Raw genomic sequence first — 20,707 nt, 5'->3', positions numbered from 1 at the left:
GTGTCACTCCCCCTTTAGTTCTCTTGCACCTTCTCCGATATCAGCGACATAAAAATCCGCTTGGAGCCCTGTTTTTTCTTGATATCTGTCTCCAACTTTTTGAATAAAATCATCCACAAACGCATCTTTTACAATGCTGATGGTGCAGCCGCCGAAGCCCGCGCCCGTCATTCTTGATCCAATTACACCTTCGTGATCCCACGCCGCAAACACAAGCTCATCAAGTTCAGGGCATGTTACTTCATAGTCATCCTTCAATGAAAGATGGGATTCCTTCATTAAACGCCCGATCTCATCTATATTGTTTTCTTTGAACATATGGGCTGTCTTGATGGCACGGTGATTTTCGTATACAGCGTGCTTTGCCCGTCGTCTGTTCGTTTCATTTTGGATCAGGCTGGAATGCGCATCGAAATCAGAAGGCGTGACGTCGCCCAGCGAGGCAATATCGAGGCCTTTTTGCAGATCAAGCAATGCATCGTTGCATTCTTGGCGTCTCGTATTATAGCTTGAGTCTGCCAATGTCCTTTTTTTGTTCGTATTCGCGATGACCAGCGCGAGGCCAGGGACATCGAGCTTGCTATATTCATAGTCAAGCGTGTCGCAGTTCAGCAGCATCGCATGATGTTTTTTCCCCATTCCAATTGCGAATTGGTCCATAATCCCGCAATTGACGCCGATAAAGTGGTTTTCCGCATGCTTCGCCATTTTCACAAGCTCAAGCGCATCTACTTCAGGATGAAAATAGCTTTGGAGGACGACTCCCATCAGCAGTTCAATAGAAGCGGACGACGACAGCCCCGCCCCGTTTGGAATATTTCCTGAAAATACAATGTCAAAGCCATGGGGAACAGAATAGCCCCTCTGCTGGAATTCATAAATAACGCCTTTCGGGTAGTTCGCCCAGTCGTCTTCTTTTTGATAGTGAATGTCGCCAAGGCTGCACTCCTTGATGCCTGCGTTTTTAAAGTTATCTGAATACATCCGGACAAGCCCGTCGTTTCTTTCTGCAACAGCAGCATATGTACCCATTGTCAGCGCGCACGGAAATACATGCCCGCCGTTATAGTCTGTATGTTCTCCAATCAAATTCACTCTTCCAGGTGCGAAAAAAAACCGTAACCCCTCTTTTTCTCCGAATACACTTGCAAATATCCCCTTTAGCTCTTCCCGCATGTGCAATCACCTTTCTGGTTTTTATTTTTTATTCCCTTTATTTCTTCAGAGAAAACGGTAGATCATATGCTGCTGTCCTCTGTCATACCCCTTCTTCTTTTGTTTTTTTGAAGACGAGCCATTTGCTCGCAACATAGTTGACGACAACAATGACTGCGTTGTCGAGTATTTTGGCCAAGGTTTCATTTGTATTGAACTGGCCGACAAGAATGATCATCATGCCTAAATCTATGCCGAGAGACAGGACCCGAACGCTGAAAAAAGCAGTGATCTCTTTCAGCAGGCTCTGCAGATCATGTGTTTTTTGCTGAAACACATATAATTTATTTGTTATGTAAGCAAACAGCACGGACAAAATCCAAGCAGCGACAGTGGCGGCTTTGTAATCCATATTCATCATCTCTACCAATATATAAAAGCTGGCGATATTCACAATGGTTGTGAAAACCCCCATAATGACATACATAATCATTTCTCTATACTTCACTGATGTTCCTCGCTTTCTGAAAAACTTTTCAAAATTCTTGGCCTCTCGTGCTCTCTGTCTAAGGTGAAAAATGCCGAAAGTGCGTCTAAAAAGCTGCGGAAGGTGGCGGGCTGGCCCAATACATATGATTGTTTGATGATTCCGTCGAGGACTGCACATATTATTTTAGCCGTATATTCCGGATCAATACGGGCGTCAATCAGCTTTCTCTCCTTCAGCCAATTAATAAACAACACATTTTCTTCCACCCACAATTCGTACAGCCGGACATAGGCCTTGCATTTCTGTAAGACTTTATATGTCGGCATGTTCATGGCAAACGAGGTAATGTCCCACGACGGTTTATTTATGTAATAGGAATAAAGCAGTTCTGCAGCGTGTTTTGCAGCCTCGTCCAATGTCAGCGATTTCACTGATTCCCGCTCCATTTGATCAAGGTACCCTATAATGATCTTTTTTTTCATCTGGCGTTTTTCAAGAAGATACAGCAGAAAATCGTCCTTGCTGACAAAATGAACATAAAACGCTCCTTTGCTGTATCCGGCGGCTCTGCTGATATCTTCTACAGAAACCGGATCATACGCTCGATCAATCAACAAATTCACGCCAGCTTCTATAAAACTTTCAAATGTTGCTTCTCTTTTGATTTGAAATTTGTTTTTTTTCATATTTTTCTCCTGGCGGTAATGATTACCCTTATCTTACACCGGATCAATCTTTAGCGGTATTTATTTCTTTGAACGATTATGCTATTCGGTTTCCCAGGGGTCATTTTTAATAGGCTAATTGATTTATTTTCATTTACATACTATCCAGTCAGTATTTAATTGTTTATTATTATAATTAAGATTCATTGGTTATATTAGTCATTTTTTTAGGGAATAGGTAGGTGGTTTTTCCTTCAGTTTGTGAACACCGAGCAACTATGTGTGAAATTTGTTGTACTCGCCTCATCATCGCGCCGGCTTGTCTATTATTGCCCGCATGTTGCAGGAAAACATTTTATACAATTGGAGGTTACTATGAAAACTCATGTTAAAAAAGATTTGGACAAAGGTTGGCATATGTTGATTCAAGAAGCTAGATCCATTGGATTAGGCATTCATGATGTGAGGCAGTTTTTAGAATCTGAAGCAGCATCGAGAAAGAAAAACCACAAAAAAACCGTCCGCCAAGACTAATCCGAACAGGCGGATCTATTTACCTCTGGCTTTTCTATCACCTGATCTGAGTTTTCACCATATCCTCTATTTCGAAAGCACATTGCTGCGCTTAGCTTGAGGACAAACGGTGTGTCAGCTAACTACGACAGACAGCCGGTGATGCGATCACCTCTTGGCACATGCATTGTCATAAAGAGGTGATGCGAATATGATAACCGTGCTCTGATAAACAGCAGCTTTGCTGAGAAGAAGCTGCATTCGGTGAGGTTTTGAAAGCAAACTCGTTTATACACGGCCGAGCTTGAAAACCTTCGCCTGTCTTTATACCACTGTGTTCACCTCTTCACGACTTCCTTCTTTTTTCATCCTCCAGGTATAGTTCAACGCATAAATCAGACTTTCAGTACATACCTATTGGTGTACCTTTTTGCTTACGTATAGCGAATAAAAGGAGGAAAGCCATGTACAAAGCTGATTACAAACAGATTGCTGCAACGCCGTCTTTCCAAGCTTTTTTAAAGCAGAAACGTGCTTTTATTGTTCCTTCTGCGATTTTCTTTTTTGTCTTTTATTTTTCACTTCCTGTTTTGACTTCTTATTTCACCTTTTTGAATGCACCGGCCATTGGAGCTGTTTCATGGGCTTGGCTGTTCGCCATCGCCCAATTCGCCATGACCTGGATACTGAGTACGGTGTATTCCCGAAGAGCAGCTCATTTCGATCGGTATGTAAGCGCTTTAAAAGAAGATCTAAAGGGTGAACAGACATGAATATGACCGCTTTTTTATTGTTTTTGGCGATTGTCGGCCTGACGCTTATTATCACGTATTTTGCCGCGAAGAAGACAAAAACGACAAGTGAGTTTTATACGGCGGGCGGCGGGCTCACCGGTGTTCAGAATGGACTGGCAATTGCGGGTGACTACATGTCTGCCGCCTCGTTTCTTGGGATTGCCGGAATGATTGCGTTATATGGATTTGATGGTTTCTTTTACAGCATCGGTTTTCTTGTGGCTTATCTCGTTGTCTTGTATATCGTGGCGGAACCGCTTCGGAATCTTGGAAAGTATACGATGGCAGACATGATAGCCGCTCGATTTAAAGAAAAGAAAATCCGCGGAGTTGCGGCGCTCAATACCATTGCCATCTCTACTTTTTATATGATTGCCCAGCTCGTGGGGGCGGGCGCGCTGATCAAACTGCTTCTTGGACTGGATTACACCGCGGCGGTTCTCATCGTCGGAGTGCTGATGACCATTTATGTCGTTTTTGGGGGCATGATCGCGACAAGCTGGGTTCAAATTATTAAAGCCGTTTTGCTGATGGCCGGCACACTCGTGATTTCGATCATCGTGTTTTCAAAATTCGGCTTTAGCCTTAATACCATGTTTGAACAGATGAAAACGGCTACTCCGCTTGGCGCTGATTTCTTGAATCCCGGGAATAAATACAAGGTGCCGCTTGAAACCTTATCGTTAAACTTGGCACTCGTGCTGGGAACCGCCGGGCTTCCGCATATTTTGATCCGGTTTTATACCGTTAAGGATGCCAAGACGGCCCGTACATCCGTTGTGTCAGCGACATGGATTATCGGCGTGTTTTACATTATGACGGTGTTTCTCGGCTTTGGCGCTGCTGCATTTGTCGGTTTTGACGCGATTACGGCAGCTGATCAAGCGGGAAATATGGCGGCTCCGCTTTTAGCAAAAGCGCTCGGGGGAGACTTCCTATTCGCGTTTGTATCAGCCATTGCCTTCGCTACCATTTTGGCTGTCGTGACAGGATTGGTGCTGTCTGCCGCCTCAGCATTTGCCCATGATATTTACAGCCAGATCATCAGAAAGGGAGAAGCAACTGAAAAAGAACAGATGAAAGCGGCCAGATGGGCTTCAATCGCCGTGTCAGTGCTCTCGATTCTCCTAGCGATTTTTGCACAGTCCTTAAATGTGGCGTTCCTTGTTGCCCTTGCGTTTGCGGTAGCCGCCAGCGCAAATCTCCCGCTGATTGTGTTTACGGTCTTTTGGAAACGATTCAATGCTTCAGGCGCTTTATGGGGGAGTCTGACAGGCCTGATCAGCGCGCTTGTGCTTGTGTCGATGAGTCCGAGTGTATGGGACCCGGCCGGAGGTGCTATTTTCACCGGCGATCCGCTCATCCCGCTGTCTAATCCAGGGATTATTTCCATCCCGCTTGGCTTCCTCGGCGCGTGGCTCGGAACGGTGCTGTCGTCTGATAAAACAATTAATGAAGATACGTTTGCAGAAATACAGGTGAAGGCGCATACTGGCATTCATATGGAACAGGAGTAAAAAAGCTCTCTTTATCGAGAGCTTTTTCCTTACTTTTTCTTCTGCTCGTCAGAAATCGCTTTTTCAAATACATCCTTGCCGGCCGCACCCGGAATGACAGTGTCGCCAATAATAAAGGTTGGAACGGCTGTGATGTCAGCCTCTTCATAGGCGTGCTTCAAGGCTTGGCGCTGCACGTCCTGATATGTTCTTGCTTCCAGTGCTGATTGAAATGATGCTCCGTCTAATCCCACTTCCTCGGCGAGCTTCGTCAAGATGTCAATGTCGCCGATATTTTGGCCCTCTTGAAAAAATGCCTGAAAAACACGGGTGTTGTATTCATGTCCTTTATTGAATTCCTTCGCAAAATGGAAGCCTTCAAACGCGAGATCTGTATACGGATGGGGCGAGACGTTTGGAAAATTGATCTCGACTCCTAATTTCTCCGCCATTGGCAGAATGGATGTCTGCCACATGTATTGTTTGGAAGGATCATTGACCGGATCAAGCTGAGGGGATGGGCTTGGGCGCAGTTCAAACGGCATCCACTCGACTTCAACATCCTTTCCTTTTATCGCTTCTTCAAAAGCGGCTTTTCCGACGAAACAAAATGGGCAGACGTAATCTGAATAAACTTTGATGTGTACTGTCATGATAATTCTCCTTTCGTATAAATTGATTTTAAACTGTAACAATTAAAGTTACAACTGTTTTTTTAATAAAGAAGCCAATTTAGGCTTCTTTATGATTCCAGCAAGCGCTGGGCAATATATTCTCCTTTTTTGCAGCCGCCTGGGCATGCGTATAAAGCAGAACCGATTGTTTGTGTATATTCATTTAACGCATCCTTTGCCGAAAGAGCCTTCAGCATCGGGATAAACTGATTGTCGGGATTTTTTTGAAAACTGATAAACAGGAGACCTGCATCCATATAGCCGGTTTTCGGATCAAGTCCTTCTGTGTAAGAGAAAGCTCTTCGCAAAATTTGTTTTCCAGTAGATTTCGCTAGACTGACGTGCGAATTAGACGGAATTTGATTCAGCTTCACAGGATCTGTTTCCTTTTTCTGTCCGAAAGGCGCCCCTGAGCTTTTTCTGCGGCCGAAGGTATCCTCTTGGTCCTTGAGGGAAGAGCGGTCCCATATCTCAAGGAACATTTTGATTTTCCGAAAAGCCATATAGGTGCCGCCCGTCATCCAGTCAGGCTCACCGGACTGAATCCACACGATCGAGTTCATCAAGCTGTCATCCTCCGTGCTCTGGTTGCCTGTTCCATCTTTGAACCCGAAGAGATTGCGCGGTGTTTCGCCATTTTTTCCTCCGCTTAAAAAGCCTTTGTTCACAAAGCGGACCTCACAAGTGCCGACCGCTTGATTTAACAGGTTGCGCAGCGCGTGAAACGCCACTTGCTCATCGTCTGCACACACTTGAATGCAGATGTCTCCGCCTCCCTGCTTTTCATCCAGGTTGTCATTCGGCATCGCTGGAAGAGCGGCCAAGTGCTTCGGTTTTTTGCTTTTCAGCCCGAAGCGGTCCTTTCCGTCTTTTTCAAAAAAGCCAGGCCCGAATCCGAATGTGACCGTTAAGTTGGAAGGGGGTAAATCAACAGACTCACCTGTATCCTGCGGCGGCAGATATTGATTTTTCTGCTCAGCCGACATTTTCTTGCCAGACGTCAGCATCTGTGTGAGACTTGTCCAGTTTCTAAATAATGTAATGATGTCGCTTTTCTCTTTTGCTGTTACATCCAGCGCAGCAAAATAGACATACGTTTGATGGGCAGTCGTGATTCCGGCCTGATGCTTTCCGTAAAACGGAACGACCTGATCATCCTCTTTTTCATCCTTTTTCGATGGCTTAGCCACGGTCTGCACAAGCGGAGCGAGTCCGCCGAGTCCGCTGGCACCGATCGCAACGGCTGCCCCCGCCATTGCCCCCCATTTTAAAATGTCCCGTCTGTGAATTTGTTCTGGCTTTTTTTGTTCATCGCTCATGATGTTACAAAACTCCTTTTATAGCACATTCGCAATCTTCGACATGGTTTCAGAAAGAGTCGTCAGCTTAGTGCTCAGCTCTCTGATTTGCTTTTCACTTAATTTATCATAAGACGTATAGGACTGATCATTTGTTTTGTATTTTGCCATTAAAACTTCAAATTCGCTGAATTCCGTATCCAGTTTTTCCGTCAAGTCGGAGTGATCTTTTACAAGCGCGCTTTTCACTGTTTGATAAACGGCTTCGGAGCCTTCCACATTTGCCATAAGGTCGACTAAGTCGATTCGTGAGTAGCGCTCTTCTTCTCCCGTGATTTTCGAAATCCCGGCTTCGTTCAGAAGCTCCATCGCGCCTGCTACAATTTGTTCAGGTGTTAATTTCAGTGATTGAATTGAACCGTCAAGCTTTTTTGCATCTTTGAGAAGCTGGTCAGCTGTTGCCTTTTCCCCGGAAATATCTTGATCCTTCCAAATGGCCTTCTCAAGCTTATGGAAGCCTGTCCATTTGTCTCCTTCTTCAACATCGTTTTCTCGTGCATCAATTTTCGGGTCAAGATCTCCAAGGCTTTCAGCGATCGGCTCGATTCGCTCGTAATAAACACGGGCTTTCGCATATAACGTTTTAGATTTTTCGATATCGCCGGATTTCACAGCGCTTGTAAATGCTTCAGTCGCTTTGACAAGCTGGTCACTCTGCTCTTTGACATAGCCTTTATATTCATCCGCTGCTTTTGCCAGCTGATCGCTAGCCTTTTTGCCGCTCTTCTTTGCTTCTGTCAGGTCTTCTAAGGATGCTTTCAGTGACTCGGATTCTGTCTTGATTTTTGCTGTATCCGGTTTGTCTTTTTGCGCTTCTGTGTAGATTGGCTGAAGATGCTTTTCGATTTCTGTATATTCGAATGGATAGTCGCTGCGAATATCGTTTTCAAAGGAAAGCCAGTAGCTGTTTAACTCTTTCCCCTTCTTTTCAATCTCTTTTTGGTCTCCTTTTTCCGCTGAGTCATTCAGCTTGGAAATGATGGTTTCCATTTTATTTACGGATGCGGTGATTTCTTTAGTGACCCCGCTTTTTTCTGATGAAGCTTTTTCTTTGGTTGAAGATGTGTCGTTGGCTCCGCAGCCTGCGCACAGCGCAAGGATGCATCCGGCTGATACAGCGATTTTTGTGAAATTCATTTTGTCAGTTCCTTTCCGTTTGTAAAATGTTTTGCCGCTTCTGAAACAAGCGCAATCAATAAAAAGAGTAAAATCAGTAATTGCGGAATCGTGCTGTACACGGACGGATAAATTCCTAACACCGATACAGACGGCAGCCAGCTTTCTGCATCAGACGGAAGAATGCCCGCAAGCTGAAGGCTGTGAACGCCGGTTCCGAGAAATTTCACGCACATATACAGGACAACCGCCATTGATAGAAGAAAGAACGGCTTCAATGGAATGCGCATCCCGAGCTTGATCATCAGAACACCGACGATAACGAGAACGATAAGCCCTGCGGCAGTTCCGCCGATCAGTTCAGTGAGCGGGAGCTTCCCGACAAGCCCGATGAAAAAGATGACCGTTTCGAGACCTTCTCTTACAACGGCCAGAAATGCAATGAGCGCAAAGGAAAGCAGGCTTCGTTTTTTCAGTGCCTGTGACTTCTGGATATTGATTTTTTCTCTCCATTTATCCATTGAGGCGTTTCTGTGCAGCCACACCCCGACATACAAAAGCATGACAGCGGACAATACGCCGGTAACACCGCCAAGCAAGAAATTGTTTTCTCCGAATACACTGGAGGAGAACAAAACCGTGACACCGATGCCCGCTGCTAAGGAAACAACGATGCCGGCGGACGCCCCGCCCCAGATCCATGCCGAAGAGCGCGTGACCCGCGCTTTCTTTGTCATGGTTAGCAGCGCTCCGATGACAAGGAGGGCCTCCATTCCTTCACGAATCGGGATCAGCGCCGCGTCCCACCAGCTGTAGCTGCTTGAAGCGATCGGCTCGAGCAATTGAATCATTTCGTCAATTTGCTTTGATACCTTTTCGGGATGGCTGCCGATCTCAGCTTTCATCAACGCCAGATTTTCCTCTGATGTCGTATAGGCTTCTTTCGATTGGGAAACGACGTCTCCCTCTACGGCGAGCCAGGATGTAACTAAATTGTCGATTGCGGATGACGCTTCATCCAATTGTTTTTTTTCTATTAACTGCTTCGTGTCTTTCAAGCTGTGTATATAGGCTGTTAAGGATGCCCTTGATTGACCTGAGGATGTCTTTTTCAGCACGACAGCCTGCTGATAGGTTTCTAAATGAGACGAAAGCTCTTCAAGCTGTGTTTTGAGCTTGTCTGCATCTTGATTGATAAAAGAAAGAGAAATCATTGCGATATTCGCGTCCATTTCGCTGTGAGAAGAAAGGTTTTCCTTCTTAATAGAAGGTTCTTCTTTTTTCCACTTCGCCTTGAAGGTTTCAAACGTTTGTTGTGCCGAGTCTATATCTTCGTCTTGTACGGATTTGATCATTTGCTTGTTTAATTGAATTAATGCAGCGATCGGATCATCTTCCGCGTGTGCCGCAGAACCGAAAACCATCAACAAGCTGAATAAAATAAGTGCCAGCCCCCGAGCCATCATGTTCCTCCTATAACTGAAAATGATTATCATTGTATAACATAATCATAGCCAGTTCCTGTCCTTTGTCAATTAAAATTTGAAGGTCTGAAAACCTTGATATAAAGCAAAAAGGCTGTCCTTTATAGAACAGCCTTTTGAAGGAAGAAGAACGTTTATCTTCTTGTTTTATACGTTTGAATTTCTTCATGAAACTTGCGTGCGGCACCCTCAGGATCCTCCGCCTGACTGATGGCGCTGATCATACTGACACCATCGGCCCCCGCTTGGATAATAGGTGAGGCATTATCTATTGTGATGCCGCCGATGCCGACAATTGGAATGCTGATGCCTTGGCGGCGGACTGCTTCGATAAGAGATACCCCTTGTACCGCTCTCGTATCCTTTTTCGTTTCAGTCGGATAGATCGGCCCGAGTCCGACATAATCCGCTCCGTCTTCTTCGGCTTGCTTCACCTCAGACATCGTATGGGCGGAAACGCCGAGAATCATATCACCTATGGCAGCTCTTACCTCTTTCGCGTTTGCGTCTTCCTGGCCGATGTGGATACCGTCAGCTTTCAGCTTCAGAGCCAATTCCACATCATCATTGACGATGAACGGAACACCAGCTTCACGGCAGGCTGCCTGCACTTTTTCAGCAAATTCAGCCCGAGCCTCTCCAGTCAGTGCATCCCCGCCCTTTTCACGGAATTGGTACAGGGTGGCACCGCCTTTTAACGCTTTTTGTACAACTGTGACAGGATCAGCTTTCGTATTGTTTGACCCCATAATGAAGTAAACAGATAATAACTCTTTCATCATTTCCCGAGAAATACGAGTCATGAGACAGTCACCCTTTCAATTGTCGCCCATTCTTGGACGTCTTGTTCAGTAACAGACGAAAGCTTGTTCAGCAATTCAATCTTAAAGCTTCCTGGACCTTTGTCAGCTGTTTGCTGTGCGGCAAGCTGAGCTGCGACTCCATACGAGGAAATAGCAGCGATAGCAGCAAACAATGGATTTTCTTCCACAGCGCAAAACGCACCGACAACGGAAGTCAACAGGCAGCCGGCGCCTGTTACTTTTGTCAGCAGCTTGTGGCCATTATGAAGGGCATATACGTTTGATGTGTCGGCAATGACATCGACTTCACCAGTAATCGCAATGACCGTGTTTAGCTTTTGTGCCGCTTGCTGAGCCAGCCGGATGATGTCGCCCCCGCCTTCACCCGCATCAACACCTTTGATCAGCCAATCCGTCACACCGACGGTATGGGCAATTTCCGCCGCATTTCCTCTGATTGCAGCAAGGCGCACCTCACGAATGATGTCACGTGCCGATTCAGTTCGGAACGGTGTTGCTCCGGCACCGACAGGATCAAGAATGACGGGGACGCCATGTTCATTGGCTGATTTTCCCGCGATGATCATCGCTTCGACTGACTCCTTGCTTAGCGTTCCGATATTCAAAACGAGTGCCCCCGCAATCTTCGCCATATCGGCAACCTCTTCTTTCGCGTACGCCATAACGGGCGATGCGCCGAGCGCGAGCAGGCCGTTTGCTGTGAAATTCGTTACAACATTGTTGGTTATGCTGTGCACCAGAGGGCTATGCTGGCGGACAGCAGTCAGGCATTTTGCTGCTGATTGTTCATCCATGTTTGCATCATCCTTTACTATCTTTTTTCGGGTCCCATAAATACGATTTCGTATGTTCGAGCCAAGCTCTGGCGGCAAACGGCAAGTAGCGGTCCTTTCTCCAAATAATGGCGAGATGCCAAGGGATGACCGGATCGATAAGCGGAATGACTTTCACTTTTTCCGGGTCAAGTCCGCGGCAAATTCGTTCCGGCAAAAGCCCGATTCCAAGGTTGGCTGACACCATCTCACTAATAAAATCCCATTGTGAGGTTTCATAAATGATATGAGGCCGGAATCCAGCCTTGATACATTCCGTCATAATTCGGTTGTGCAGGACAAAATCCTCCCTGAAGAATATAAAAGGCTCGTCCTTCAACTCACGCAGCTGACATTCCTTCTCATCAGCCAGCCGGTGGGAAGGGTGAACGACAAGCATTAAGGTTTCTTTTACGATTGTAAACGAATGAAAGATGTCTTCGTTTGCGGGAAGGACCACAACGCCGATATCAAGAGAGCCGTCCCCGACACCTTCTTGGACTTTTATAGAACCGTCTTCGACTAGTTGAAAGGTAACATTCGGATAGTTTTCACGGAAATCGCCGAGCACTCTCGGGAAAAACCCCGAGCCGATCATTGGCGGCAGTCCAATCCGTACGTGCCCTTTCTTGACTTCCATAATATCATTTAATTCTGACGTCAGGTTTTGAAATGATTTAATAATTTCCTGCGCCTGCACATACATGCTATGGCCGGCGTCTGTCAGTTCCACCTGCCTGCCATTTCGGTAAAACAGTTCAATCCCGAGCTCTTCTTCTAAATTTTTGATCATTTTTGATATCGTCGGCTGAGAAACATAAAGGGATTGGGAAGCCTTCGTAAAACTTTTTAAACGGGCGACTTCCAAGAAATATGTTAAATGGCGGATATCCATGTGCTTCACCCTTTCTATAGACAAAAGGAATACTTCTTATTCTTAATATATATTTTACCTATAGCGAGACCTTATGTACAATATGAATATAAGGGAGGCATCAATATGAAAAAACTGTTGCTAACCGTTATTCAAATCGCTCTGTTATTTATATTTGCTAGGCTGATTAATTGGGTGACAGCCCTTCTTCATATAAATATTCCCGGCAGTATAATAGGGATTGTGATTCTTTTCACATTATTGCACTTTAACATCATCAAGCTGGAATGGATAGAGCTTGGTGCAGCGTGGCTTCTCGGGGAGCTGCTTTTATTTTTTATCCCGTCTGCCGTCGGAGTGATTGAATACGGAGACATTATGTCGAAATTTGGTGTCAGCATTCTGCTTGTTGTCATCATCAGCACGTTTGTCGTGATGGTGTCTACAGGAACGCTTACACAACTCATTGCAAAGAGAAAGGAGAAAAAGCATACGTGTTCATCGGAATTGTAAGTTTGTTTTTAACGGTTTTGGTGTATTTAGGAGCAAAAAAGGTCTATCAACGCTTTCCGCGTGTTTATACGTCGCCGCTATTGCTGACGCCCGCTGTGTTAGTCGGTCTGCTGCTGCTGGTGAATGTCCCGTACGAGTCCTATAATCTCGGCGGCGGTTTGCTGACCGATATGCTTCAGCCGGCCACCGTGGCATTCGCGATCCCGCTATATAAATATTTCCCTGTTTTAAAGAAATACGCAGTGGAAATTATTTTGAATGTGGCCGTCGGTTCATGCATCGCGATTATTTCTACCGCTCTTATTGCGAAATGGCTTCACCTCGGCACCGGCTTAATTGACAGCCTCGTCCCGAGATCAGTGACAACGCCGATCGCGATGAACGTATCTGAAATGATCGGCGGAATGCCTGCCGTCACTGCCGTGTTTGTGATTTTAACCGCTTTGTTCGGCACAGTGATCGGCCCGATGGTCATCCGCTATTTCCGCATTGATAACGAAATCGCCCGGGGCGTGCTGCTCGGCACAAGCGCGCACGGAGCGGGAACGTCAAAAGCATTTGAGCTCAGCTCTGTGTCCGGCACGATTTCAAGCGTGTCGATGATCCTAGCTGCGATTATGACGCTTTGCGCGGCGCCGTTTTTGCTTTCATTTATGTAAAACTGTCCTTTCACGGGCAGTTTTTTTATGTGCTTCCACTTATTGAAAAGCTGGCGAATTCCAATATAATGTATTTGTGGATACCCAAAGGAGGCACCCTGATGCACAACTTGCAGGTGAGACGGCATTATGCCGCGTTAAAAGGATTTTATTTGTTTGCTTTTCTCGGTACGGGCAGCATGATTCCCCTACTCAGTATGTATTTAACGAAGGAACAGCATTTAAGCGGATCACAGGTCGGCTTGATCATGTCACTGGGCCCGATTGTGATGATTTTCTTTCAGCCATTTTGGGGCATGCTGAGCGACTATACACAAAAAACGAAAAGCCTGCTGGCGGTTTGCACATCAATCACAGGCATCATTGGACTAGGCTATATTGCATTTGACAGCTTTCCTCTGTTTATTTTGATTGCGGCCTGTTTTGCAGCCTTTCAAAGCACGATTATTCCACTTTCGGACAGCATTTCACTAAGGTACACACAAGAAACAAACGGCAATTATGGCGGAATCCGCCTGTTTGGTTCTCTCGGCTTCGGCGTCGCGGTGTTTGTGATGGGACAGGTGACGAATCAGCTGTATCCCATTCATGTGATCTTTATCTTCGGCTGTACCTTTCTATGCATTGCCGCCATATTGGCTTCTCAAATGCCGGGCCAGCAGAAAACGAAAACAAAGGTCAATATCCGCAAAGGATTCCGGGAGCTTATCAGCAACAAAACCTTCCTCATCTTTATGATCATCACTTTTACGACATTTGCTCCAAACTTAGCAAACAATACGTATTTCAGTCTTTTTCTGGACAAAAGCGGCGCGTCACTTTCCGCCATTGGCATTTTATTTTTTATCGGCGTCATTTCGGAAATACCATTTATGCGATTTGCCCAAACATTTATAGATAAAATGGGGCTGCTCAACGTCATTATGCTGTCAGGCGGGGTTTCATTATTCAGGTGGGCGCTCTATTTCACGGCGCCTTCACTATGGATCATTTATGCGACGGTCTTTCTTCAAGGAGTGGCCATCGGTTTATTTATCCCGGCAGCACTTCAATATGTGAAAAAGATTACGCCAAGACACGTTGAAGCGACGGCGCTGACCATGTACGCCGCCATCGGCAACGGGTTCGGCAACTGGTTCTGCACATTTGCGGGCGGGTATATTTTTGACTACGTATCGATCTTCGCAGTCTACTTGCTTTTTGGCATTCTGAGCATAGCAGGCTTTGGCTTGACATTATATTTAATGAAGGCTGAAAAAAACAAAAATACACTCCATCAGCCGGCTGTTACTTTTAAACCATAATGACTATAATGAATAAAAGAAAGGACGAGCGTTATGAACGGGCAAGAGCGAAACAGCATTTCGAAAGGGTTGCAGGTTGATATTGTATTGAAAGCGGATCAAAAAACAGGAAAACTGACGCGAGGGATAGTGAAGGATATTTTGACGAAATCAAGCTTTCATCCGCACGGCATTAAAGTCCGGCTTGAAGATGGCCGTATCGGCCGCGTCCAGCAGATCATTTCTACATAAAAAAGCTGCCCCCGAAAAGGGCAGCTTTTTCGTTATTTTTTCTGCAGAAAGACCACTTTCAGATAGTTGCCTTCCGGAAATGCCGAAATCGTTTTGAAATCCTCCGGCAGTGTAAATTCCTCAATAATCGTGTAGCGTTCATTTGTTTCTTTAAAGGCGGCATCGATAAAGCCTTTGAATTTCTTCATGCCAAAGGCGCTGCTGTTTGTAGAGGCTACAATGACACCCTTGTCAGCTGTGATGGCGATCGTTTCCTTCAGCAGGTTTTTATAATCCTTGGCCGCGCTGAAGGTGCGTTTTTTTGTACGCGCAAAGGAAGGCGGGTCGAGAATAATGAGATCAAAGCGCAAATCCTTTTTTGCAGCATATGAAAAATAATTAAACACGTCCATCACTTTAATGTCGTGCGCTTCGTAATCCAGCTTGTTCACGCTGAATTGCTCGATCGTTTTGGCCAAGCTTCGGTTTGCCACGTCCACGCTTGTTGTTTTCTCCGCTCCGCCAAGCGCCGCTGCCACGGAGAATGCACCCGTATAAGAAAACGTATTTAAAACTGTTTTCCCTTTTGCATAGCGGTCTCTGATTGCCTTGCGCACATGTCTTTGATCCAAAAAGATGCCCGTCATGGCGCCCTCATTCAGATCCACCGCATATTGAATGCCATTCTCCTGGATGATGATCGGGAACTCGCCTCTTTTCCCTTTCACGAAGTCATCGTCTTCAACGTATTGTCCAGCCGTGTCGAATCGTTTTTTCTCGTAAATCGCTTTATAATCAAGATTCATTTCATCCAAAGCGGAAATCAGCATATCTTTAAAGGTGTAAATGCCCTTGCTGTACCATTGTACCAGCAGATAGCCGTCATAATAGTCGATGGTGACGCCCCCGACACCGTCGCCCTCACCGTTGAACAGGCGGAAAGCCGTTGTATCTTGAGCCTCAAATAGTTTGGCGCGCGCTTGGGCCGCTTTTGTTAATTTGCTGAGAAAAAAGGCTTGGTCAATCTGTTCATGTTTATTGCGGGTAAGCGTCCAGCCGACCCCTTTGTTTTGCAGGCCATAATAGCCCCGTGCGAGAAACTCGCCGCTCTCAGACACGATATCAACGAGGTCTCCTTCTTTCATGTGCCCCGCACTCCCTGCGAGAGCTTCTTTTTCGATAAGGGGATAGCCTTTTTTGATTTTGGCAGCGTGTGCTTTCTTTAGGGTGAGTAGCTTCATATATGTCGTCCTCTTTCTGTTTGCTTTCTCTTATCGTACCACAAAACGCCAAGATGTCTGCATTGACAGAAAGGAAAGGTTTTTCTACGATAGACAAAAAGAGTTTCGAGGAGGAGCAGCATGCCAAAACGAATTGACCATACAGGCATCATGGTAAGAGATATTAACGCGTCCATCACATTTTATGAAGAGGTACTCGGCATGAAATTGAAGGATCGCATCACACACACGAACGGTGTAATCGAGCTTGCTTTTCTCGGCTTTGAAGACGGCCCGGAAACAGAAATCGAACTGATTCAAGGCTACAGCAGTGAGCTTCCCTCCGAAGGAAAAGTGCACCACATTGCCCTGCTGACGGATGACATCGCGGCTGAATATACAAAAGCGGAAAGAATGAACGCGAAATTTATTGACGAGGAGATCACAACATTACCAAACGGATACCGTTATTTCTATATCGAAGGCCCTGATGGTGAGTGGATTGAGTTCTTTCAGCGGTAAAAAATAAAGAACGTACATTTTGTGATGTACGTTCGAGCCTGATTAACAGAGAGTATGTCATATCCGGAAAGCCATGAACACTACATCAGTTTCCGTATGATTCCGCAATTACTTGAAGGTGTGGCGAAGCCGTATCTAGGCACGCATCCGATGCATGAAGGGAAGGATGAGAAAAAAATCTCTTTAAGCAGAATAAAAAAATTAGTGTAAAATAAAAAGGCCATTCAGTTCACTGAATGGCCTGACAGGCTTACTTATATTTGTTAACCTCAAACATTAAAATATTTTTAAATACAACATAGTCTTTTTTGCTTTCAAACGGCCCTTTGTTGTTGTCATGCTCATCAATTACATAAAAACCAGGTCCTTCCCCTTTATCACGTGCTCCGTACCATTTGATGAAATCATTCACTTCCTTCATGGAAAGCTCATATTCCTTTTGTAGACCGTTGGTCATCGTGACTACAAGAAGAGCTTGCCCCTCATCTGAGCCAGATGTTACATCATCATTATCTTTATCTCCTGGTATTGTCGTATCATCACCAGAAGGCTTATCTTTTTCACCTTCTGTACTACTATCTGATTTTATACCTAAATCTTTTAATGAAATTGCATCAACTGATTTATATTTGAACGCTTTTTCAGCAAAACCGCCGTTTTGCTCCCTTCCGCCTATCATGTAAAGAGTATCATCAACTATTACAGATGAATGCGCCATTTTGTAATAGTCTGTTTTAGGAACAGATAGAGCTGTAAATGTTTCCGAGTTAGGATCATAAACCCTAACTGTATAGACATTCCCTGTTACCAACATCTCACCATTATATACCACCGACGAAAGATAATGTCCTGAAAATCCTCCCTTTTTTACTTTCCAGCTATCACTCACTGGATTATATTCATACATACTTTGATTCGATGCTTGTCTGCCGCCAGAAATATATAATTTATCATTGATTACCACCGAGGTTCCATCAGTTACCTCATAATTAAATCTTTGTTTCTTTTCCCATTTTTTATTTTCCAAGTCATAACTATAAGTATTTCCATAATCTTTATGAGCTAAAGTATTCCCAGATCCGACCACATATATTTTCTTTCCGATGACCCCTGCGTATAAACTATTCGCTGGAATTTTCAACTCAAACGGAAGATCATCCATTTTTTCCCAAGTATCAGTTTTGGTATCATACACTTCTACTGTATTGACATACCCCTCTAACGATCTGCCCCCCATTACATAGATCTTATTATCAACGGTAACAGTAGCAGCACCTGCTCTCGCTGTAGGCATGTTAGCTTTCCTCGTCCATTCATTTGTTTTTGGATCATACATAAATGTTTGATTTTCAGCATAGTTCGCAGTGCTACCACCACCAATTATGTAAATTCTTCCACCAACAACACTGCTACTTGCATGAACCCTCGCCTCTGGTAAATCCGCCTTTTTTTTCCACCCAATTTCTTCAGCCGCACTCGCAGTCTGGAACGATTGAGTCACTGAAATGATCAACAAAAGTAACATAATTAAGTATTTCCTCAAATTAAACACTCCTTTTTAATAGGTGCACTTAACAAATATCGACTTCGTTTACCAATTTTTTATAGCTTTTATTGAAATTTATGTTAAAATGCATTGTTCTCGCTCTATAATAGGAGTGTCTTTTTATAAATTGAAATAAAATCAAAAACTAACCGGTATTATACATCAAGGAGTTGATGATTTACAGATATTGTATCAGGATATCATCGAGTAGTACTTTCTTTATCAGTTAAGAGCTTAGAAAGAAAATCTACAGAAAAAAACTGGCGTCTATTTATATATACTTTCATATTCAAGAAACCGATATAGGCCTTCGCACAGAGCAAAACAATAGGGAAAATTCAACATATTCAACGTACATTTTGTGAAGTACGTTCTTTTTTATCTGTACCAACTGATATGCGTCGATTCATCGCAAACCATCGCTTCCCAGTCCATACGCTGAACCAGGTCATTGATGTTTTTATCTTTTGCTAAAAAGACATTAATGAATGAGTCATATACGCTCATAAACACAAAGTCCATTTTCTCATCAGTCAAAACGAGCTCTGCCGCGGCTTCATCAAGAACCGTTCGCAAGTTCGCCTCAGTTATGTCCAAAAAGCCACTGTTTTCCACAATCGGTTCTGCGAAATAAAACCGATTAGATCCGTTCATACCTAACACCTTTATCAAACCCGGAATGTGGAAATTTGAAATATGATCCTCACTGGGATAATAGAGGTCTCCATTTATGTTTTCATGTAAAAGCTCAGCCAAATCCTCTCTCGCGCACTCGTCCCTTAAGGCGCCTATCGATGTCATTAAAGCCAGCGCCAGCTCAGCATGTGTTTGCAAGCCGCAAGAGGACATAACCTTCTCCCAGGAAACAGCCTTGCCTTTTCTTCTTATTTCATCATCGTTTGGATAAATATGCTCGTAATCATGTTTTCTCTTTGCTTTCTCCCATCCTTCAGGCATTTGGATAAAAGGAGAAAAAATAAGAGCAGCTGATGAGTATTCAACAGGTATTTGTTTTAAGATCGGTGATTCGTCATCGAACCATATATAATCTAACATGCGCACCTCCTTTACATATTCTAACATTTCCTTTCGTTTGAAAGAAGATGATCAGCCCTATGACAGGCTGATCGTCTATCACGTCACATTCTTATCTCCGGATTCAACCGCACTCTCTTCCCGCCATTTTTGATGATCCCATATTCTGAAAAACGGATAGTAGATAGCACAGGTGATCAACAGATTCACCAGCTGCATAACGGCGCCCGAGACCTTGCCGCCTGTCGCCAAATAGCCTGATATGAGCGGCGGCATCGTCCATGGCACGGCGATTCCGGCCGGCTTCGCCACCAATCCGGTGCTCATGCCGATATAAGTTGCGGTAATCGTGAGGAGCGGCGCGATGATGAATGGAACAATGAGAAGCGGGTTCATGACAATCGGCATGCCGAAAATGATTGGCTCGTTGATATTAAAAAGCGCGGGCCCAATCCCTAATCGGCCAAGCTGCTTCATTTGTTTGCTGCGAGACCGGACAAGCATCGTCAAGACAAGCGCCAGCGTCGCTCCGCTTCCGCCGACATTGATCCAAATTTGAAAAAACTGAGTCGTAAAAATGCTTGGCAGCGCCTCACCCGCTTGGAAGGCGAGACGGTTGGCATCCATCGCGCCGTACCAAATTGGCGCCATGATCCCGCCAATGATGGAAGCCCCGTGAATCCCGCACGACCAAAGCAGCATCTGCACAAATTCAGCAATCAGGCTTCCGCCGAGACTGCCGCCAAGGATGGAAAGCGGTGTGCCAAGCAGGTCTCCTACGACATTGTGCAGGCTCTGAAAAGGTGTCATTTCAATCAGAAGACGCGCCAGCCACACGAGAAACACAATGATAAAGCCGGGGATCAGCGCGACAAACGATTTGCTTACCGCAGGCGGCACACCGTCTGGCATTTTGAAGACGATATTCTTTTGAATAATATATCGATAGATTTCGGTTGAAAACAAAGCGATCAGCATGGCGACAAATAAGCCTTTGCTGCCGAGCAGCGTGATCGGGATTCCGCCCCCTACCATGATGGACTCCGTTGAGCCATCCGGCGTAAACGGCACCTCAAACGGCGTTGCCAATAGAAATGCGGCAATTGAAATCGCTCCGGCAGAAAGGGCATCGACACCATAGCTTTCTGCCAGCCGATAGGCGATCCCGAAAGCGGCGATCATCGCCATAATATCAAACGAAGCATTGACGGGATATCCGAGCTTATCAGCCCACTCCTTCCCAAACACACTCGCCATGAAATCAGCATACCCCGGAATCGGCAGGCTCGTTAAAATCAAGAAGACAGACCCGATAATAATCAGCGGCATGGTCAGGATAATTCCGTCACGCAAAGCGCTGAGATGCCGCTGTCCGGCAATTTTCCCGGCGACAGGCATTATTTTTTCTTCCATTACCCGAGTGAATGCGCTCATCTGAAAAGC

General features: G+C 45.1%; 22 protein-coding genes. 8 read left to right on the top strand and 14 right to left on the bottom strand.

Annotated elements, in window-relative coordinates; translation table 11 throughout:
* Nucleotides 1-3: 3 nt before the first annotated feature.
* The 3 genes from NZD81_RS12925 to slrC all read right to left on the bottom strand — a co-directional run bounded on the left by NZD81_RS12925 (nucleotide 4) and on the right by slrC (nucleotide 2,331).
* Nucleotides 4-1,176 (bottom strand): galactokinase, encoded by a 1,173-nt coding sequence (locus NZD81_RS12925; protein WP_289860695.1) that lies wholly within the window; start codon nucleotides 1,174-1,176, stop codon nucleotides 4-6.
* Between the two features lie 82 nt (nucleotides 1,177-1,258).
* Nucleotides 1,259-1,642 carry a GtrA family protein gene (locus NZD81_RS12920; protein WP_014665847.1) on the bottom strand — a complete coding sequence of 128 codons (384 nt, stop codon included), beginning with the start codon at nucleotides 1,640-1,642 and terminating at the stop codon, nucleotides 1,259-1,261.
* A 17-nt stretch (nucleotides 1,643-1,659) separates the two neighbouring features.
* The gene (gene slrC, locus NZD81_RS12915) at nucleotides 1,660-2,331 is read right to left on the bottom strand and encodes a transcriptional regulator SlrC (protein WP_069150554.1); all 672 of its coding nucleotides are present in this window, start codon (nucleotides 2,329-2,331) and stop codon (nucleotides 1,660-1,662) included.
* 354 nt (nucleotides 2,332-2,685) lie between these two features.
* On the opposite strand from slrC, the gene slrA reads away from it, so the two are divergent.
* The 3 genes from slrA (at nucleotide 2,686) to NZD81_RS12900 (ending at nucleotide 5,134) form a co-directional block, all read left to right on the top strand.
* Complete coding sequence (slrA, locus tag NZD81_RS12910; protein WP_014665849.1) at nucleotides 2,686-2,844, top strand: transcriptional regulator SlrA; 159 nt, start codon at nucleotides 2,686-2,688, stop codon at nucleotides 2,842-2,844.
* A 443-nt stretch (nucleotides 2,845-3,287) separates the two neighbouring features.
* Nucleotides 3,288-3,596, top strand: a complete 309-nt coding sequence (locus NZD81_RS12905) for a DUF485 domain-containing protein (RefSeq protein WP_003222190.1) — start codon at nucleotides 3,288-3,290, stop codon at nucleotides 3,594-3,596.
* Nucleotides 3,593-5,134, top strand: a complete 1,542-nt coding sequence (locus tag NZD81_RS12900) for a solute symporter family protein (RefSeq protein ID WP_136653913.1) — start codon at nucleotides 3,593-3,595, stop codon at nucleotides 5,132-5,134. The genes NZD81_RS12905 and NZD81_RS12900 overlap by 4 nt, the downstream gene beginning before the upstream one ends.
* 29 nt (nucleotides 5,135-5,163) lie before the next feature.
* On the opposite strand, the gene NZD81_RS12895 is transcribed toward NZD81_RS12900, so the two are convergent.
* The 7 genes from NZD81_RS12895 to cidR all read right to left on the bottom strand — a co-directional run bounded on the left by NZD81_RS12895 (nucleotide 5,164) and on the right by cidR (nucleotide 12,276).
* Nucleotides 5,164-5,766, bottom strand: a complete 603-nt coding sequence (locus NZD81_RS12895; RefSeq protein ID WP_069838455.1) for a DsbA family oxidoreductase — start codon at nucleotides 5,764-5,766, stop codon at nucleotides 5,164-5,166.
* Between the two features lie 89 nt (nucleotides 5,767-5,855).
* Nucleotides 5,856-7,106: an iron uptake transporter deferrochelatase/peroxidase subunit gene (efeB, locus tag NZD81_RS12890; RefSeq protein ID WP_136653915.1), complete on the bottom strand. Its 1,251-nt coding sequence runs from the start codon at nucleotides 7,104-7,106 to the stop codon at nucleotides 5,856-5,858.
* Between the two features lie 18 nt (nucleotides 7,107-7,124).
* Nucleotides 7,125-8,282 (bottom strand): iron uptake system protein EfeO, encoded by a 1,158-nt coding sequence (gene efeM / locus NZD81_RS12885; RefSeq protein ID WP_289860687.1) that lies wholly within the window; start codon nucleotides 8,280-8,282, stop codon nucleotides 7,125-7,127.
* Nucleotides 8,279-9,724 carry a ferrous ion permease EfeU gene (gene efeU, locus NZD81_RS12880; RefSeq protein ID WP_289860685.1) on the bottom strand — a complete coding sequence of 482 codons (1,446 nt, stop codon included), beginning with the start codon at nucleotides 9,722-9,724 and terminating at the stop codon, nucleotides 8,279-8,281. The genes efeM and efeU overlap by 4 nt, the downstream gene beginning before the upstream one ends.
* A gap of 155 nt (nucleotides 9,725-9,879) precedes the next feature.
* Nucleotides 9,880-10,548, bottom strand: a complete 669-nt coding sequence (thiE, locus tag NZD81_RS12875; protein ID WP_014665855.1) for a thiamine phosphate synthase — start codon at nucleotides 10,546-10,548, stop codon at nucleotides 9,880-9,882.
* Nucleotides 10,545-11,363: a hydroxyethylthiazole kinase gene (thiM, locus tag NZD81_RS12870; RefSeq protein ID WP_282373790.1), complete on the bottom strand. Its 819-nt coding sequence runs from the start codon at nucleotides 11,361-11,363 to the stop codon at nucleotides 10,545-10,547. Before thiM ends, thiE begins: the two co-directional genes overlap by 4 nt.
* A 7-nt stretch (nucleotides 11,364-11,370) precedes the next feature.
* Complete coding sequence (gene cidR / locus NZD81_RS12865) at nucleotides 11,371-12,276, bottom strand: cidABC operon transcriptional activator CidR (protein WP_040081438.1); 906 nt, start codon at nucleotides 12,274-12,276, stop codon at nucleotides 11,371-11,373.
* A 105-nt stretch (nucleotides 12,277-12,381) separates the two neighbouring features.
* Here cidR and NZD81_RS12860 point away from each other — a divergent pair, with 105 nt between their 5' ends.
* The 4 genes from NZD81_RS12860 (at nucleotide 12,382) to NZD81_RS12845 (ending at nucleotide 14,962) form a co-directional block, all read left to right on the top strand.
* Nucleotides 12,382-12,768, top strand: a complete 387-nt coding sequence (locus NZD81_RS12860) for a CidA/LrgA family holin-like protein (RefSeq protein ID WP_003227375.1) — start codon at nucleotides 12,382-12,384, stop codon at nucleotides 12,766-12,768.
* A complete protein-coding gene (locus NZD81_RS12855; RefSeq protein ID WP_014665858.1) occupies nucleotides 12,750-13,427 on the top strand; it encodes a CidB/LrgB family autolysis modulator in 678 nt (225 codons plus the stop codon). The genes NZD81_RS12860 and NZD81_RS12855 overlap by 19 nt, the downstream gene beginning before the upstream one ends.
* A gap of 101 nt (nucleotides 13,428-13,528) precedes the next feature.
* Complete coding sequence (locus NZD81_RS12850) at nucleotides 13,529-14,731, top strand: MFS transporter (RefSeq protein WP_282373791.1); 1,203 nt, start codon at nucleotides 13,529-13,531, stop codon at nucleotides 14,729-14,731.
* A 33-nt stretch (nucleotides 14,732-14,764) separates the two neighbouring features.
* Nucleotides 14,765-14,962, top strand: coding sequence for a YwbE family protein (locus NZD81_RS12845; protein WP_040081435.1), 198 nt, complete (start codon nucleotides 14,765-14,767; stop codon nucleotides 14,960-14,962).
* Nucleotides 14,963-14,994: 32 nt separating this feature from the next.
* Here the strand turns inward: NZD81_RS12845 and NZD81_RS12840 are convergent, their stop codons facing one another.
* A complete protein-coding gene (locus tag NZD81_RS12840) occupies nucleotides 14,995-16,182 on the bottom strand; it encodes a class I SAM-dependent rRNA methyltransferase (RefSeq protein WP_134974936.1) in 1,188 nt (395 codons plus the stop codon).
* A gap of 120 nt (nucleotides 16,183-16,302) precedes the next feature.
* Here NZD81_RS12840 and glxA point away from each other — a divergent pair, with 120 nt between their 5' ends.
* Complete coding sequence (gene glxA / locus NZD81_RS12835) at nucleotides 16,303-16,683, top strand: glyoxalase GlxA (protein WP_014665869.1); 381 nt, start codon at nucleotides 16,303-16,305, stop codon at nucleotides 16,681-16,683.
* 250 nt (nucleotides 16,684-16,933) lie between these two features.
* On the opposite strand, the gene NZD81_RS12830 is transcribed toward glxA, so the two are convergent.
* From NZD81_RS12830 to celB, 3 genes are all read right to left on the bottom strand, one after another.
* A complete protein-coding gene (locus tag NZD81_RS12830; protein WP_425604079.1) occupies nucleotides 16,934-18,226 on the bottom strand; it encodes a Kelch repeat-containing protein in 1,293 nt (430 codons plus the stop codon).
* Between the two features lie 381 nt (nucleotides 18,227-18,607).
* Nucleotides 18,608-19,285 carry a DUF2711 domain-containing protein gene (locus NZD81_RS12825; protein WP_282373793.1) on the bottom strand — a complete coding sequence of 226 codons (678 nt, stop codon included), beginning with the start codon at nucleotides 19,283-19,285 and terminating at the stop codon, nucleotides 18,608-18,610.
* Between the two features lie 78 nt (nucleotides 19,286-19,363).
* On the bottom strand, nucleotides 19,364-20,698 hold the full coding sequence (gene celB, locus NZD81_RS12820; protein WP_069838448.1) for a PTS cellobiose transporter subunit IIC: 1,335 nt from the start codon (nucleotides 20,696-20,698) through the stop codon (nucleotides 19,364-19,366).
* Nucleotides 20,699-20,707 lie beyond the last annotated feature (9 nt).

The organism is Bacillus sp. B.PNR1 (assembly GCF_030386235.1).
GTDB classification, from domain to species: domain Bacteria; phylum Bacillota; class Bacilli; order Bacillales; family Bacillaceae; genus Bacillus; species Bacillus stercoris.
This window is presented reverse-complemented; position numbering and strand designations above follow the sequence as displayed.